15 protein-coding genes are annotated in these 14,591 nt (G+C 38.6%); 9 read left to right on the forward strand and 6 right to left on the reverse strand.

What is annotated here, in order from left to right; translation table 11 throughout:
• Positions 1-2: 2 nt before the first annotated feature.
• Positions 3-473, reverse strand: a complete 471-nt coding sequence (locus tag ACOKFD_RS06670; protein WP_422860523.1) for a DUF4920 domain-containing protein — start codon at positions 471-473, stop codon at positions 3-5.
• Between the two features lie 105 nt (positions 474-578).
• Between ACOKFD_RS06670 and ACOKFD_RS06675 the strand changes: the two genes are divergently transcribed.
• Entirely contained in the window at positions 579-1,643 is a 1,065-nt protein-coding gene (locus ACOKFD_RS06675; protein WP_422860524.1) for a branched-chain amino acid aminotransferase, read from the forward strand.
• Positions 1,644-1,670: 27 nt separating this feature from the next.
• Here ACOKFD_RS06675 and ACOKFD_RS06680 read toward each other — a convergent pair whose 3' ends face one another.
• Complete coding sequence (locus ACOKFD_RS06680) at positions 1,671-2,057, reverse strand: nucleoside triphosphate pyrophosphohydrolase family protein (RefSeq protein WP_298999633.1); 387 nt, start codon at positions 2,055-2,057, stop codon at positions 1,671-1,673.
• A 339-nt stretch (positions 2,058-2,396) separates the two neighbouring features.
• On the opposite strand from ACOKFD_RS06680, the gene ACOKFD_RS06685 reads away from it, so the two are divergent.
• The 5 genes from ACOKFD_RS06685 to ACOKFD_RS06705 all read left to right on the forward strand — a co-directional run bounded on the left by ACOKFD_RS06685 (position 2,397) and on the right by ACOKFD_RS06705 (position 6,148).
• Positions 2,397-2,576, forward strand: a complete 180-nt coding sequence (locus ACOKFD_RS06685) for a hypothetical protein (protein ID WP_298999637.1) — start codon at positions 2,397-2,399, stop codon at positions 2,574-2,576.
• A 16-nt stretch (positions 2,577-2,592) separates the two neighbouring features.
• Positions 2,593-2,967, forward strand: coding sequence for a fluoride efflux transporter CrcB (gene crcB / locus ACOKFD_RS06690; protein WP_422860525.1), 375 nt, complete (start codon positions 2,593-2,595; stop codon positions 2,965-2,967).
• 269 nt (positions 2,968-3,236) lie between these two features.
• A complete protein-coding gene (locus ACOKFD_RS06695; RefSeq protein WP_422860526.1) occupies positions 3,237-3,575 on the forward strand; it encodes a P-II family nitrogen regulator in 339 nt (112 codons plus the stop codon).
• A gap of 31 nt (positions 3,576-3,606) precedes the next feature.
• Positions 3,607-4,890 carry an ammonium transporter gene (locus tag ACOKFD_RS06700; protein ID WP_298999643.1) on the forward strand — a complete coding sequence of 428 codons (1,284 nt, stop codon included), beginning with the start codon at positions 3,607-3,609 and terminating at the stop codon, positions 4,888-4,890.
• A gap of 118 nt (positions 4,891-5,008) precedes the next feature.
• Positions 5,009-6,148, forward strand: a complete 1,140-nt coding sequence (locus tag ACOKFD_RS06705; protein WP_298999645.1) for an outer membrane beta-barrel protein — start codon at positions 5,009-5,011, stop codon at positions 6,146-6,148.
• Positions 6,149-6,204: 56 nt separating this feature from the next.
• On the opposite strand, the gene ACOKFD_RS06710 is transcribed toward ACOKFD_RS06705, so the two are convergent.
• Positions 6,205-6,843, reverse strand: a complete 639-nt coding sequence (locus tag ACOKFD_RS06710; protein WP_422860527.1) for a DUF1684 domain-containing protein — start codon at positions 6,841-6,843, stop codon at positions 6,205-6,207.
• 72 nt (positions 6,844-6,915) lie between these two features.
• Between ACOKFD_RS06710 and ACOKFD_RS06715 the strand changes: the two genes are divergently transcribed.
• Complete coding sequence (locus tag ACOKFD_RS06715) at positions 6,916-7,659, forward strand: DJ-1/PfpI family protein (RefSeq protein ID WP_422860528.1); 744 nt, start codon at positions 6,916-6,918, stop codon at positions 7,657-7,659.
• Here the strand turns inward: ACOKFD_RS06715 and ACOKFD_RS06720 are convergent.
• Together ACOKFD_RS06720 and ACOKFD_RS06725 are read right to left on the reverse strand one after the other, a co-directional pair.
• Positions 7,646-9,058, reverse strand: a complete 1,413-nt coding sequence (locus ACOKFD_RS06720) for an alpha/beta hydrolase (protein ID WP_422860529.1) — start codon at positions 9,056-9,058, stop codon at positions 7,646-7,648. The two genes, ACOKFD_RS06715 and ACOKFD_RS06720, sit on opposite strands and share 14 nt — an antisense overlap.
• An 81-nt stretch (positions 9,059-9,139) precedes the next feature.
• Positions 9,140-9,580, reverse strand: a complete 441-nt coding sequence (locus tag ACOKFD_RS06725) for an Lrp/AsnC family transcriptional regulator (RefSeq protein ID WP_422860530.1) — start codon at positions 9,578-9,580, stop codon at positions 9,140-9,142.
• Between the two features lie 123 nt (positions 9,581-9,703).
• Here ACOKFD_RS06725 and ACOKFD_RS06730 point away from each other — a divergent pair, with 123 nt between their 5' ends.
• A complete protein-coding gene (locus ACOKFD_RS06730; RefSeq protein ID WP_422860531.1) occupies positions 9,704-10,105 on the forward strand; it encodes a hypothetical protein in 402 nt (133 codons plus the stop codon).
• A gap of 10 nt (positions 10,106-10,115) precedes the next feature.
• Here the strand turns inward: ACOKFD_RS06730 and ACOKFD_RS06735 are convergent, their stop codons facing one another.
• Positions 10,116-13,574, reverse strand: coding sequence for a methylmalonyl-CoA mutase family protein (locus ACOKFD_RS06735; protein WP_422860532.1), 3,459 nt, complete (start codon positions 13,572-13,574; stop codon positions 10,116-10,118).
• A gap of 142 nt (positions 13,575-13,716) precedes the next feature.
• Between ACOKFD_RS06735 and purU the strand changes: the two genes are divergently transcribed.
• A complete protein-coding gene (gene purU, locus ACOKFD_RS06740) occupies positions 13,717-14,565 on the forward strand; it encodes a formyltetrahydrofolate deformylase (protein WP_422860533.1) in 849 nt (282 codons plus the stop codon).
• Positions 14,566-14,591: the final 26 nt, after the last annotated feature.

A 14,591-nucleotide genomic window follows, 5' to 3' on the forward strand; every position in this document is an offset into this window, starting at 1 on the left:
GCTTAGTTTTGTATTAAAACGCCATTCGCTTCAAAACGCAGTTGCTTTTTTGGTGTGGTTATTTTGGCAATCTCGGCAGGTGAATCGCCTCTATCTTTCGCATAGTGTTTTTGGTCTTCCACAGACATTTCCGAAGCAAAAACAACTCCGTTCATAACAACATTTTTATCGGATGAATCAGTGGGAACGAAAAATCCATAATCCTTGAACCTTACAAAAACTTCTTCATCATTCTCAAGAACAACTTTCATCCAACACCCCTTAGCTTGGCATACTTCTTTTATTTTTCCGGACAATCGTGTTTGGACAGTATCGTTGGAAATCAGTTTTTTGGTTATAGCATCAAAAGATTCAACTTTTTTTTCTGAGCTGAACTCTGCTCCGTAAAAACGACCTCCTTTACTCTCTTGGCTATGGACCGAGCAAACAAAAAAGATTAAAAAAGTAACAGCAAAAATGTTAAAATACCTCATAATTGATAAGTTTTGATTATATCCTGAACAAGGATAACAATTAGAATTAGGGCTTACATCAAAACTAACAATAAATAGCTAATTTTATGGTCTAATTTATAAGTTATGGATGCAACGGTAAACAATATTTCAGTGCAAAAAGCGCCTACTTCCAAGATTCATAATGTGGATTTTGAGAACCTTTCATTCGGAAACACCTTCACTGACCATATGTTGTTCTGTGATTATGAAAATGGCTCTTGGAGCCCACCAAAAATTGTTCCGTACGGTCCTTTAGAATTGGAGCCATCGTCCAAAATCTTTCACTACGGTCAATCTATTTTTGAAGGAATGAAGGCTTACAAGGACGAAACTGACCAAGTTTGGCTTTTCAGACCCTTGGAAAACTGGAAAAGATTGAACAAGTCTGCCAAAAGACTTGCTATTCCAGAATTACCTGAAAGTCATTTTATGGATGGCCTTACTTCCTTATTACAACTGGAAAAGGATTGGATTCCAAAAACTCCAGGCAGCTCACTTTATGTTAGGCCTTTTATGTTTGCTTCTGGAACCGGGTTTCACGCCTCTCCAGCGGACAAGTACAAGTTTATCATTGCCTTGGCACCTTCTGGAGCTTATTTTTCTGGTAAGGTGAGGGTGAAAATTGAAGAAACATATTCTCGTGCGGCCAATGGAGGCGTTGGGTATGCCAAGGCAGGCGGCAACTATGCAGGACAGTTCTACCCTACTCAACTTGCCGTGGAAGAAGGGTATCATCAAGTTATCTGGACCGATGACAATAGTCATGAGTTTATTGAAGAGGCTGGCGCGATGAACGTTTTTATCCGTATTAATAACACCCTGATTACGGCTCCTACCAATGACCGAATTTTGGACGGTATTACCAGAAAGAGTATTCTGGATATAGCCGAGGCCGAAGGAATTTCAGCGGAAGTACGAAAAATATCAGTTAAAGAAGTTGTGGAAGCTGCCCAAAATGGTTCTCTAAAAGAAATGTTCGGAGCAGGCACTGCTGCAGTTGTTTCTCCCATTGCTGCGTTTGGCTATAAAGGAGTTGATTATGAACTTCCTGAAATACAGGACAGTTATGCTTCACTGCTAAAAAAACGCATAACCGACATACAGTACAACAGGGCCGAAGATAATTTTGGATGGCGTTTTAAGGTATAATAAAAAGGAGCACCTAGGTGCTCCTTTTTATTTATCCAACACCGCTTGAATATTAGGTTTAAAGTAGTTAGGGCCTTTAAGCACCTTTCCGTCCTCTCTATAAATAGGTTTTCCGTCGTGCCCAAGTTTACTCATATTGCTTTTCTGAATTTCCTCAAACACTTCTTCAATTTTATACTGCATGCCGTGCTCCAAAATAGTACCACAAAGAATGTATAGCATATCTCCCAAAGCATCCGCTACTTCAACTAAATCACCATCATTTGCCGCTTCTAAATATTCCTCATTTTCTTCACGCATCAGTTTGTAGCGCAACATATTTTTTTCCAGGCCCAAGTTGGCTTTTGGGTTATACAACACACCTAATCCAAATGCATTGTGAAATTCTTCAACAGCTTCTATCTTTCTTTTCATTGTTCTATAATTGACTTAATTTTGCTAAAAATAGGAAATATGTTCAGCTCAGGGCAACTGATTTTTGCTAGTTTATTTATTGTTGCTTTTATAGGAGTTATGGTATTCTCCTATAGGAAAGACAAAAAACTCCATACAAAAAACTACAAAGGTGTTGTCTGGGTTTTGATTTCCTTTATGATATTCGTGATTTTTCTTTTCCTGATTAAGCATTTCCTGAAAAATTAACAGATATATTGATTTCCCTACAAAAATTAACGTTTTTACAACTTATATAAGAAGTTGAAGCGCAGACATTAAGAAAACACGTACTTTTGTATTGGAACAACCTCTGGATAAATGATAGCTTTTTTTTCCATACTATCTGTTTTATTACTTGTTAACGCTGTATTGCTGATTTTCAGCGTAAATGGCGCTAAAGAAAGTTTTAAGAAGCCCGTTAAAAAGATTACGGAGACATCCATTCCCAAACTGTTTCCTAAGGAATCTTCCGAAGCCAAATACAAAAAGGCCGTTTAGTTTGTACCTTTAAGGTATGAAACAGGCTCTTCTTGTTTTTTTGGGTGGTGGCTTGGGCAGTATGTTACGCTATCTCATTTCAAAACCTCTTAACGATTTTCACAATAATTTTTACCTAGGCACTTTCACTGTAAACATTGTAGGATGCTTGCTTATAGGTATTATTATGGGCATGGCTTCTAAAAATCAAGCTTTATCCCAACAAAGTGTACTTTTCTTCGCGACCGGACTCTGCGGAGGTTTTACTACATTTTCTGCCTTTGCTTTTGAAAAACATTCTTTTATAAAAGAAGGTGCTTTTTTACCATTTCTCATATACCTCGCTTCGAGTGTTATTTTGGGAATTCTTGCCGTAGCTCTAGGAACCTGGTTGGTTCGTTCTCTTGATTAGTTATAAAATTACTTTTTTCTGTTAATTTTTGTTAATTACTACACATTTAATATCAAAAGCATGTTTTATCGATAAAAAACACATCGTTATGGAATGTCTTATTAAGAAAAAATCATCAAATCTTTAAAAAAAGTATTTTTAAAATCATTTACCCCTAAAAAAATAGGGGTATTTTTTTTATACAGATAAAAATACTCTCCATAACCTGTAATTTTTCATGGTCTAGACTCAATTCATATATATTTGAGCCATCAATTAACTACTTAAATATGAAAAAAGTCGAGGCAATTATCAGAAAATCCAAATTTGATGAGGTGAAAAAATCGCTTCATGAAATTGAGGTAAACTTCTTCAGTTACTGGGATGTAACTGGAGTGGGCAATGAGAAACAAGGCCACGTGTATCGTGGCATTTCTTACAGTACCACAGACATCCAAAGAAGGTATTTGGTCATCGTGGTTTCTGATGACTTTTTGGAACGTACCGTCAACACGCTGCTGGAAGCCGCAGGCACAGGAAACGTAGGTGATGGTAAAATCTTCGTTTCAGATGTCATGGAAGCTTATCGCATAAGAACCAAGGAAAGCGGTAGTGCAGGTATTAACTAAAGATAAAAACTAACTAACAATATTTTAGATTATGATTGTTGAACAACAAGAAGCAATAGATAAAGCCATTGAAGCAATCAATGGTGATATGGGAGCCTTGTGGATCACTTTGGCTGCCGTTTTGGTATTTTTCATGCAGGCGGGTTTCACCCTATTGGAAATTGGATTCACAAGAAGTAAGAATTCCGGTAACATAATAATGAAGAACGTAATGGACCTTGCCATAGGTTCCTTAATGTTTTGGGCAATAGGTTATGGCCTTATGTACGGAAGCGAGCTAATAGCTGGAGGATGGTTGGGAAGGACCAGTCCATCTGACCAAGGTTATTTCTTTTTTAGTGCCTCGGATTGGTACAACCTGTTTTTTCAAACGGTTTTCTGCGCTACTGCAGCTACCATCGTATCTGGTGCAATAGCTGGTAGAACTAAGTTTTCTACATATTTAATTTTTTCCGCAGTGCTTACCACAATAATCTATCCTATTTCTGGAAGCTGGTATTGGCCTTTTGACGATGATGCCTGGTTGAATACAGCTGGCTTTGTGGATTTTGCAGGTTCTTCCGTAGTGCATGCTGTGGGTGGTTCTGCTGCTTTGGTAGCAGCCATTTTGGTTGGCCCTAGAATTGGAAAATACGTAGATGGCAAAGCACAAGTAATTCCAGGTCATAACATGGCGTTTGGTGCCTTGGGTGTATTCATCCTCTGGTTAGGATGGTTCGGATTTAATGGAGGTTCTCAATTAGCATGGGGAGGAGATGACACTGTTGGTGCAACCAGTGTAATCATAAACACGAACCTAGCTGCTGCAATTGGAGCCATAGCTGCTTTATTCTTTACATGGGTTAAATACGGAAAAGCAGATATCTCAATGACCCTGAACGGTGCCTTGGCTGGTTTGGTAGGTATTACCGCGGGTTGCGGAGCCGTTAGCGCTTGGGGCGCTTTGGCAATTGGCCTAATTTGCGGGATTGTCGTAGTTCTTTCCATTGAGTTCATAGACAAAAAACTAAAGATAGACGATCCTGTAGGTGCTATTTCAGTTCATGGTGTATGCGGTTTCTTGGGTACTGTATTAATTGGGCTTTTCGCTCTTGACGGAGGCCTTCTTTATGGGGGTGGCGCCAAATTGCTTTGGGTACAGACCTACGGCTCACTTGCCTATATCATCTGGGCCGCAGTCTTTACGTTCATCATCCTTTTCATATTGAAAAAGACCATAGGTCTTCGAGTTTCGGAAAAAGAAGAATTGGAAGGCTTGGATATTCATGAACATGGAATGGAAGCCTATCCTGAACACATTACAACACAGAATTAATCTATGGAAAAGGAAACGGAGCGTTTGGCAGAACGCTCCGTAGTATAACCTTTTCACAAAGTAAACTCAAACAAAACAATTAAATGTTCCATAAAAGGAGCACCTAAAAGATGTAATTATGAAAACGATTATAAATACAAATTACGTAAAAAAAATAGCTTTTGCCGTTTTGGCTCTAGTATCCGTATTCGCTGTAGCACAAGAAGAAGAGGAAAAGAAAAAGTTTGAATTTAGCGGTACGGTAGATGCCTATTACCGAGCAAACTTTAATGGCCTGAACAAAGAAATTCCTGATGTTGACGCAGGAGAACAAGTAGGGACTTTTCTTCCTACTGCTCCTGGAACCTCATTTGCCAACGACCCAGGTTTTGCTTTGGGTATGGTTAACTTAATCGCTTCTTATGAAGGTGAAAAAGTTGGGTTTGTTGCAGATTTGGTTTTTGGACCTAGAGGTGAAGATGCGGTCTTTGGCTCTCCAAATGGTTCACCTAATATTGTTAACCAATTATATGTATACTGGAATGTAAGTGAAAGTACCACGCTTACCTTTGGTAATTTCAATACGTTTTTAGGTTACGAAGTGATTTCCCCAGCATCAAATTTCAATTATAGTACATCCTACATGTTCTCCTACGGACCATTCTCCCATGCTGGATTGAAGGCCGATTTTGATTTAGGGAATGATTGGAGCGCTATGCTAGCTATCTTGAACCCAACAGATTTTACAGATATCAACCCTTTTGGTGAATTGTCTTTTGGAGCTCAGTTAGGCTATTCAGGTCAATACTTAAACTTCTTGTATGGAAAACAGGGTTTCAATGAAGTTCTTGATGGGGAAAGTCTTGTCGATACCGATGTGGAGGCTCTATTTCAAGTGGATTTTACAGGAGGATTCAATTTGTCCGAAGATTTCTTTCTTGGCATCAATGCCACGTATCAAGATACGGATGGTGTAGGATTTTATGGAGCGGCTTTATACCCACAATTGACCACTTCAGAAAATTTTGCTATTGGATTGAGAGGTGAATACTTTGCTACTATGGATGGATTTGGAAATGTTGCTGGTATCGGTGCTGATGCAGATGGAGATGCCAACGTTTTTGCGGTTACCCTGACCGGTAATGCCAAAGTTGGAGATTTGACCATAATTCCCGAACTAAGATTAGACAGCGCTTCTGAAGAAGTATTTTTGAATGGTGATTTAGAATTCAATGAAAGCCTAGCTTCCTTCTTGCTAGCAGCTGTTTACTCATTCTAAGTTATATTGAATAAAATCTGAAAAAGGCCTTATTCCAAAAAAGGAGTAAGGCTTTTTTATTCCTTAATAAAGTCTTTCACTCCTGCTCTCACTTTAGTTCTCAAATAATTTTGCCTTGGCACTAGAGGGCAGGAGTACTTTTTATTATACACACAATACGGATTGTAAGCTTTGTTAAAATCAATTAGAATGGTATCTCCCTTCGGAATGGTCAAATCAATATAACGACCTCCACCATAAGTCTCATCTCCATTCGTATCATCCAAAAAGGGCAAAAACAGATAGTCTTCATATCCTTTTTGCGAAATAAGCTCAGGAGTCTGATAAATCTCCAATTGATGCTGCTTTCCATTGAGTTCAAAATGTGCAACTCCATATATCACTTCAATTGTTTTCTCATCGGTTGTTGAGGGCATTAAAAAAGGAACGGCATCGGGTGTTCTTTCAAATCGGGCCCTAATTCTGTATGAAGTATCCGCTTCAAAAAATGACAATGATTCAAAGTTCTTACGTAATCTATCTGGCAATGGAGAAGTTTCAGGATTCCGGAAAGATTCGTTCAAATCTTCTTGAAATTCAACAATATCCACGAGTTCCGCTGTTGCAACCTCTATCTTTTTTTGCTCATCATGATATTTTTTTCGTCCGTTACATGAAACAAGTACCATGAATATCAAAGACCAATATCTAACCATCTTATTTTTAAATAGAACTATTCAAAGGTAATGCTATCTTAGCAACAAGCATTCAAACACAAACTATAGACTATGTTCAAAAAATGGTTTTTCCCGGTTTTATTTTTTTCTATAATGGGTTTGGGTTGCACCCCAAATAAGCAAGCACCCAAAATCGAAGAGGAAACATTGAGAACGTTTCCAGATTTAAAACCAAATCGATATAACGTGGCCTTTTTAATTATGGATGGAGTATATAATACTGAGTTTACGGCCCCTTACGATATTTTTCAACATACCCAATATCGTGAGAATATAAAGGCCATGAATACCTTTACTGTGGCAAATACCTTGGAACCCATAACCTCTTTTGAAGGGGTTCGAATATTGCCAGATTATGATTACACAAAAGATTCTATTCCACAAATTGACATCTTGGTAGTGCCCAGCGCGGAACATCATTTGGACAGCGACTTGAAAGATTCTGTTATGTTGAATTTTGTAAAAAAGGTGGATAGAAATGCCATATACATGACCTCGCATTGCGATGGGGCTTTTGTGTTGGCGAAAGCTGGGCTTTTGGATAGCGTTCTGTCTACAACCTTTCCTAGTGATATTGATACCTATCGAAAGATATTTCCACAACTAAAGGTAAAAGACAGCGTACTCTTTGTTCACGATGGAAAATATATTACTTCAGCTGGTGGCGCAAAAAGTTTTGAGGCCGCCCTTTATTTATGTGAACATCTTTACGGAAAAGAAATTGCAGAATCTTTGGCAGGCGGGTTGGTTATCGATTGGGATTTAAAATCTGTGCCAAAGGTTATTCCTCAATAATTTTATAACGGGCATCTTTCAAATACTTGGATACCAATGTATTGAATTTTGGGTTTATCCTGAGTAAGGCTGTGTTTTCCAAAGCGTATAACTTTTCAGCATCCTTAAACCCTGCTTTCAAAGCCTCTTCCAAATAGAAAAGAGAAGTTCCAAAATCTTCATTTTTTGCACTTAAAGAGATAATCTTCATATAAAAATCAAAATTATCCGCGTCAGTGATGGTCTTCAACATGTATAAGAAGGCCAAGGCATCCTCATCTATTAGTTTGTCAGATTTAACCAATTCGATGTTGTCGTCTGCAAGGGCATTGACAAAACCTTTGAGTCGGTTTCCCATTTGTCTTTCATACACCGAATTTCCGTTAATGAATTTGTCCAACTCTTCCATCTGATACTTCCACCAGCCTAAATTGTTGAAGTTATGGGTCTGGACATCCTCATCCATGTCATAACCATATTCGTCTTTCAAAAGAGTCTCTTTAAAGAAAGTGGCATTTTCAGCTCTTCGCATTGCTTTGAACATCTTGTTTTTTCGCACTTCTTTCAAAATCAATCGAAGGGAATCCAAATTCTTATGGGCGCCATACATAGAAAGCATTTGACTCAAGTATTGCTCTGCCAACAGCATCTTCTGTTGGCTTCTTAACCCATTCACTTTTTGAATATCCTGCACATAAGCTTTCTCTACATACATTGAATCTTTAGGTATTAGCTTTCTGCCCATTGCCTTGAGGGTAAAAGCTTGAAGTGCTTTTTCCACTAACGCATTATCAGGTAATTTCTGATTTTCATTGTATACCAATAATTGACTTGGAAACTTTAGACGATTCAATACCTTTTCGGTTGCTAATAAATCAGTGTAAGCGTAGTCATTTTTCCCAACAATTCCGATGAAATGAAAAGGTCTTTTCAGGTTTAAAGCATCAGTATTGGAAACCGAACTACCAATTGAAATCACACCGTTTACTACATTCAAAAATAATGGGGTCAATGAAGCATATCTAGCTCCAGATTCGTTTCCTGCAACATAAATTCTACTTTTTTGTATTGGCAATATGCTGTTGACCCGCTTTAAAACCTGGCCGGTTTTTACCATGTTCTTCGTTAGGCTAAGGGAATCCTCAATTCCGACCGCAGCAACTACATAGCCTTCTTTTTCCGCAGCTTTTGCAAACCAGTTGGCTACTTGTTTTTCTCTCTTTTCCAAATCAATGACCAAAAGCAAGGGCCAGTTTTTACTGGTATCAAATTTTTGTGGTAGGTAAAGTGAGTACGTATCGGGAATGGAATCATTGATTTTTAGCGAATCGATAAGCTTGCCTTTTTTTAGCACAAGCTGTTGGCCAGCCACCAATTGAAAAAAAAGACAGGCCAAAAGGAACAGAAGATTTTTTTTCATAGCATTTTCATAACAAAAATCCGGCCAAAATCCCGAATCCTAGAAAACAATATAAAGTTACATTAAATATGTATAGCAAACCTAGCTGGCCTTAATTGGCGAATTGGAAATCACATTGGACAATACAATATGGGTGCGGCATTCCCCATAGATAATAAGCTCATCAATAAACTTTTCTAAATGACCTTGGTCTTTTAAGATAACTTCCATAATAATATTTTCATTTCCAGTTATCCGATAGCAATTTATTACTTCATCAAAAGACTTTACTTTTTCCAAAAATGGTTTTAGTTTGCCTAAAAATGCCTTCAGCATAATGATGGCCCTTAGCTGATGCCCTAAATGCACATGGGATGTTTTCGCAAAATATCCTTCAATAATTCCAGCATCTTCCATTTTCTTTACCCGTTCTGAAACGGCTGGTGGCGTGAGGCCCACTTTTCTGCCAATACTCGTGTGAGAAGCACGTGCATCTTCTTGTAAATAGTTAAGGATTTCCCAATTTAATTTATCAACTTTCATAATTAAGCAAAATCACATAATATATTTAGTATTAAAAGTAAACATACTATTTGGCTTTAAAAACAAAATTCATTTTTATCTATTCATTTTTAATTTTATAGTTACAAAATTGCTATTTTTTACATGGAATCTGCTTCCTTTAATTCTCAAAAGATTTATAGAAAGTCATTGGCGCTCCAAGACTTGAGTGAGGCCATTGCTGCTTACTTTTCCTCCAATAGGGATGCATTGTCTATAAAGCGCTATGGTAGTTTCCGTGATGATATTTCCAAATGCTTGGTTACCGATGCCAACTTAATAACAAAGCAAATACATCTTGCCTCTTCAAGTAGTTCGCATAACACAAGAATGAAAAGTTTGGCGTTCATCAACGTCATGACTCAAAACATATTGGCATACTGCAACGGTCTGGAAAAAGATGGTGTTAAAGAAAAGGAGTATTTGAACCTTTTGCGAAAGGAAATTAGAAGTTTTCGGGTTTCCTTTAAGAAATGGAGAAAGTCTTTCCAAAGCGGAACGGACTAAAATCTAAAAACTACATATTTCTTCTGTACTGACCCCCCACTTCAAAAAGTGCCTTGGTAATCTGGCCCAAGGAACAATACTTGGAAACCTCCATGAGCATATTGAACATGTTTCCGTTTTCTATTGCAACTTGTTGCAGCTCGTTAAGCAGTGTCTCGGATTCATCACTATTTCTTTGATGAAGATTTTCCAAGGTTTCAATTTGATTCATTTTCTCTTCCTCAGTAGCACGAATTACTTCATCTGGAAGGATGGTGGGTGAGCCTTTGGAACTTAAAAAGGTGTTCACTCCAATAATGGGATACTCTCCAGAATGTTTCAACGTTTCGTAATGTAGACTTTCCTCCTGGATTTTAGAACGCTGGTACATGGTCTCCATTGCGCCAAGTACCCCACCTCGTTCCGTTATTCTATCAAATTCCAATAACACAGCTTCCTCTACCAAATCGGTAAGTTCTTCAATAATGAAAGACCCCTGAATAGGATTCTCGTTTTTAGCAAGGCCCAATTCTTTATTGATTATCAATTGAATGGCCATAGCCCTACGTACCGACTCTTCCGTTGGTGTGGTTATTGCTTCATCATATGCATTGGTATGAAGTGAGTTACAATTATCATATATGGCATACAATGCTTGAAGCGTTGTTCTGATATCATTAAAATCAATTTCCTGGGCGTGCAGACTTCTTCCAGAGGTTTGAATATGGTATTTGAGCATCTGTGCCCTTGGGTCGGCGCCATATTTGTCTCGCAATGCCTTAGCCCAAATCCTTCTGGCCACACGACCAATTACTGCATACTCCGGATCTACTCCATTGGAAAAGAAAAAGGATAGGTTGGGACCAAATTTATTGATATCCATCCCTCTACTTAAATAGTATTCTACATAGGTAAAACCATTACTTAACGTGAAGGCCAATTGAGTAATAGGATTTGCTCCCGCTTCCGCTATATGGTATCCTGATATGGAAACCGAATAGAAGTTACGCACCTGGCTATCAATAAAATACTCTTGCACATCGCCCATTAAACGTAGTGCGAATTCGGTTGAAAAAATACAGGTATTCTGTGCTTGGTCCTCCTTTAAAATATCTGCTTGCACAGTTCCCCTTACTTGGGAGAGTGTGTTCTTTTTAATCTCTGCGTACACATTTTCCGGTAACACCATGTCTCCGGTAACCCCAAGTAACATTAGGCCCAGTCCATTGTTTCCTTCTGGCAATTCCCCATTGTACTTTGGGCGGGCCACTCCCTTTTTCTTATAAATAGAGGCAATCTTAGCTTCCACCTCTTTTTCCAGTCCATTTTCTGAAATGTACTTTTCACAGTTCTGGTCAATGGCGGCATTCAGGAAAAAAGCCAATAACATAGGTGCTGGACCATTAATGGTCATACTTACGGAAGTCATCGGATTACTCAAATCAAATCCAGAATACAGCTTTTTTGCATCATCCAAGCAACAAATGGATACTCCGGCATTTCCAATTTTTCCATAAATGTCTGGTCTATGATCAGGGTCGCTCCCATAAAGGGTTACCGAATCAAAAGCGGTAGAAAGTCTTTTTGCCGGCATGTCCAAACTAACATAGTGGAACCTTTTATTAGTTCGCTCCGGGCCTCCTTCTCCTGCAAACATTCTGGTAGGGTCCTCTCCTACTCTTTTAAAGGGATAAAGACCGGAGGTATACGGAAATTCCCCTGGAACATTTTCCTGTAACATCCAGCGAAGCAAATCGCCCCACGCTTTGTATTTGGGCAATGCCACTTTTGGAATCTGGCTATGCGACAACGATTCCGTATGTGTATCTACATGCACTTCTTTGCCCCTTACCTTAAAGGTATACACAGGAGATTTATATCTGGCAACCTGCTCCTCCCATCTCAGTATTAAATCCCAATTATAGGGGTCCAAGTCCATTCTTACCTTATCGAACTCTTTAAGAAGGATTGTCAATATTTCTTTACCATTGTCTTCCGCGCACAATTCAAGCAATGCATCATCCTGCAGGCCTGATTTTGAAAGAAACTCAGTTTGTCCTTTTGTCAAATCAAGTCCAACTACGGAAGCTATCGTCATAAAAATGCCGTACAATTTTTGCGCAGTCTGTACCTGCGAATCGGCTTTAACATCATAGGCCCTATTGCTCTCTGCTATTTCGGATAAATAACGGGTGCGTGCGGGAGGAATAACAAACACCTTCTCCATCATTTCGGTAGAGACTTCAAAATTGGAAACCAAGCTTGAGTTTGCCTTATTCACAAGTGTTTCCATAATGGCCTTGTACAGTTTATTCATTCCTGGGTCATTAAACTGAGAGGCAATTGTTCCGAAGATAGGAAGGTCGTCCATATTGGTATCCCACAGTCCATGATTTCGCATGTACTGTTTTTTTACATCTCGAATTGCATCCAATGCACCTCTTTTATCGAACTTGTTAATAGCAACCAAATCAGCAAAATCGAGCATGTCAATTTTTTCCAACTGGGTCGCAGCACCAAATTCGGGCGTCATTACATATAAGGAGATATCACTATGTTCCAGAATTTCAGTATCAGATTGTCCAATACCCGAAGTTTCCAAAATAATCAAATCATAATGGGCGGCCTTAAGTATTTCAACAGCTTCCGAAACATGTTTGGAAAGTGCCAAATTGGACTGCCTTGTAGCCAAAGAACGCATGTAAACCCTATCGCTATTAATAGCATTCATGCGAATTCGGTCTCCCAAAAGGGCTCCACCCGTTTTTCGCTTGGATGGGTCCACAGAGATGATTCCAATATGCTTATCTGGAAAATCCATCAGAAATCTTCGCACCAACTCATCGACCAAACTAGATTTTCCAGCCCCACCGGTGCCCGTGATTCCCAAAACAGGCACAGTTGCTTTTGATTCCTCTATCTGGGCTTGATAGGTTGCATATACTTCAGGCTTATTTTCTGCCAACGAGATTAATCTAGCTATGGCATTGGTCTGCTTCTCTTGAAGAAGTTGCGACAAACCTTTGTCTTCAGGAATGCAAATGCTCGGTACTCCCGAATCGCTTCTTTGCACTAAATCGTTAATCATTCCTTGAAGTCCCATCTCTCTCCCATCATCGGGTGAATAAATGCGTTCCACCCCATGTTCCATCAAATCTTCAATCTCTTTGGGAAGGATAACACCGCCACCGCCACCAAAAATCTTAATCTGACCAGCGTTTCGTTCTTGGAGCAAATCGTACATGTATTTAAAGTACTCATTATGCCCCCCTTGATAGGAAGTCATCGCAATGGCATTAGCATCTTCTTGTATTGCACAATCCACTACTTCAGCTACGCTCCTATCATGCCCCAAATGGATAACCTCAACCCCTGTGGATTGTATTATTCTTCGCATTATATTGATGGCGGCATCATGTCCATCAAAAAGTGAAGCTGCGGTTACAATTCGTATTTTGTTTTTAGGCTGATAGGGCTTCGATTGCTCCATTGTCAATTTAAGGTCAAAAATTCTCTTGCAATTTACGGAAAGTGCAACAAAATTTTGATTTTAATTCATATTTTATAAAAATATTAGATATAACCCATTACTTTTTTTTGATATCATAATTTTGGGATATAAAAATCAACCAATGAAGCTCACCATACTTATCCATTGTCCAGATCAATCTGGTATTATTCATTCCACTACTGGTTTTATTGCAAATATTGGAGGAAACGTAGTCTATTTGGATCAACATGTGGATAAGCAGGCGGGCGTATTCTTTATGCGTTTGGAATGTGAGTTTTTGAAAACATTGAATCTATTGGATGTTAAGAATGATTTTGAGCAGAAAGTAGCCAGTCGATACCAAATGCAATGGAATGTATTTACGGATACGGAAAAACCCAAAATGGGTCTTTTTGTATCAAAATACAATCATTGCCTTTATGATTTATTGAGTCGATATCAATCTGGTGAACTTATGGTTGACATTCCCTTTATTTTAAGCAATCACCAAGATCTGGAATATATCGGTAAGCAATTCAATATTCCCTACTATCATGTCCCAGTTACTAAAGAAACCAAGGAAGATGCGGAAAACAAGCAACTCTCTTTTTTACAGAAACACGAAGTTGATTTTATAGTTCTAGCCCGTTATATGCAAATTGTTTCACCAAAAATTATCGATAAGTTTCCTAACAGGATTATTAATATACACCATTCTTTTTTACCTGCATTTGCCGGTGCAAAACCGTATCATGCGGCATTTGAACGCGGTGTAAAAATCATTGGGGCCACAAGCCATTATGTAACCGAAGAGCTGGACGCGGGACCAATCATTGAACAGGATGTAGTAGCGGTATCCCACACCCATTCCATAAAAGATTTTGTTGCCAAAGGAAGGGATTTGGAAAAAATTGTTTTGGCGAGAGCAGTTAAGTTGCACCTAAGCCGCAAAACCATGGTATACAACAATAAAACCGTTATTTTTTCTTGATTTTCTTTTTGAAAAAGAAAGTTTCT

The organism is Flagellimonas ulvae (genome assembly GCF_049333175.1).
Lineage (GTDB): Bacteria > Bacteroidota > Bacteroidia > Flavobacteriales > Flavobacteriaceae > Flagellimonas.

Coding starts and splice junctions, on each gene's coding strand:
- ACOKFD_RS06700 (WP_298999643.1), top strand. CDS start 3,607: ATGATTGTTGAACAACAAGAAGCAATAGATAAAGCCATTGAAGCAATC.
- crcB (WP_422860525.1), top strand. CDS start 2,593: ATGAAACAGGCTCTTCTTGTTTTTTTGGGTGGTGGCTTGGGCAGTATG.
- ACOKFD_RS06695 (WP_422860526.1), top strand. CDS start 3,237: ATGAAAAAAGTCGAGGCAATTATCAGAAAATCCAAATTTGATGAGGTG.
- purU (WP_422860533.1), top strand. CDS start 13,717: ATGAAGCTCACCATACTTATCCATTGTCCAGATCAATCTGGTATTATT.
- ACOKFD_RS06735 (WP_422860532.1), bottom strand. CDS start 13,574: ATGGAGCAATCGAAGCCCTATCAGCCTAAAAACAAAATACGAATTGTA.
- ACOKFD_RS06670 (WP_422860523.1), bottom strand. CDS start 473: ATGAGGTATTTTAACATTTTTGCTGTTACTTTTTTAATCTTTTTTGTT.
- ACOKFD_RS06680 (WP_298999633.1), bottom strand. CDS start 2,057: ATGAAAAGAAAGATAGAAGCTGTTGAAGAATTTCACAATGCATTTGGA.
- ACOKFD_RS06730 (WP_422860531.1), top strand. CDS start 9,704: ATGGAATCTGCTTCCTTTAATTCTCAAAAGATTTATAGAAAGTCATTG.
- ACOKFD_RS06675 (WP_422860524.1), top strand. CDS start 579: ATGGATGCAACGGTAAACAATATTTCAGTGCAAAAAGCGCCTACTTCC.
- ACOKFD_RS06710 (WP_422860527.1), bottom strand. CDS start 6,843: ATGGTTAGATATTGGTCTTTGATATTCATGGTACTTGTTTCATGTAAC.
- ACOKFD_RS06705 (WP_298999645.1), top strand. CDS start 5,009: ATGAAAACGATTATAAATACAAATTACGTAAAAAAAATAGCTTTTGCC.
- ACOKFD_RS06715 (WP_422860528.1), top strand. CDS start 6,916: ATGTTCAAAAAATGGTTTTTCCCGGTTTTATTTTTTTCTATAATGGGT.
- ACOKFD_RS06685 (WP_298999637.1), top strand. CDS start 2,397: ATGATAGCTTTTTTTTCCATACTATCTGTTTTATTACTTGTTAACGCT.
- ACOKFD_RS06725 (WP_422860530.1), bottom strand. CDS start 9,580: ATGAAAGTTGATAAATTAAATTGGGAAATCCTTAACTATTTACAAGAA.
- ACOKFD_RS06720 (WP_422860529.1), bottom strand. CDS start 9,058: ATGAAAAAAAATCTTCTGTTCCTTTTGGCCTGTCTTTTTTTTCAATTG.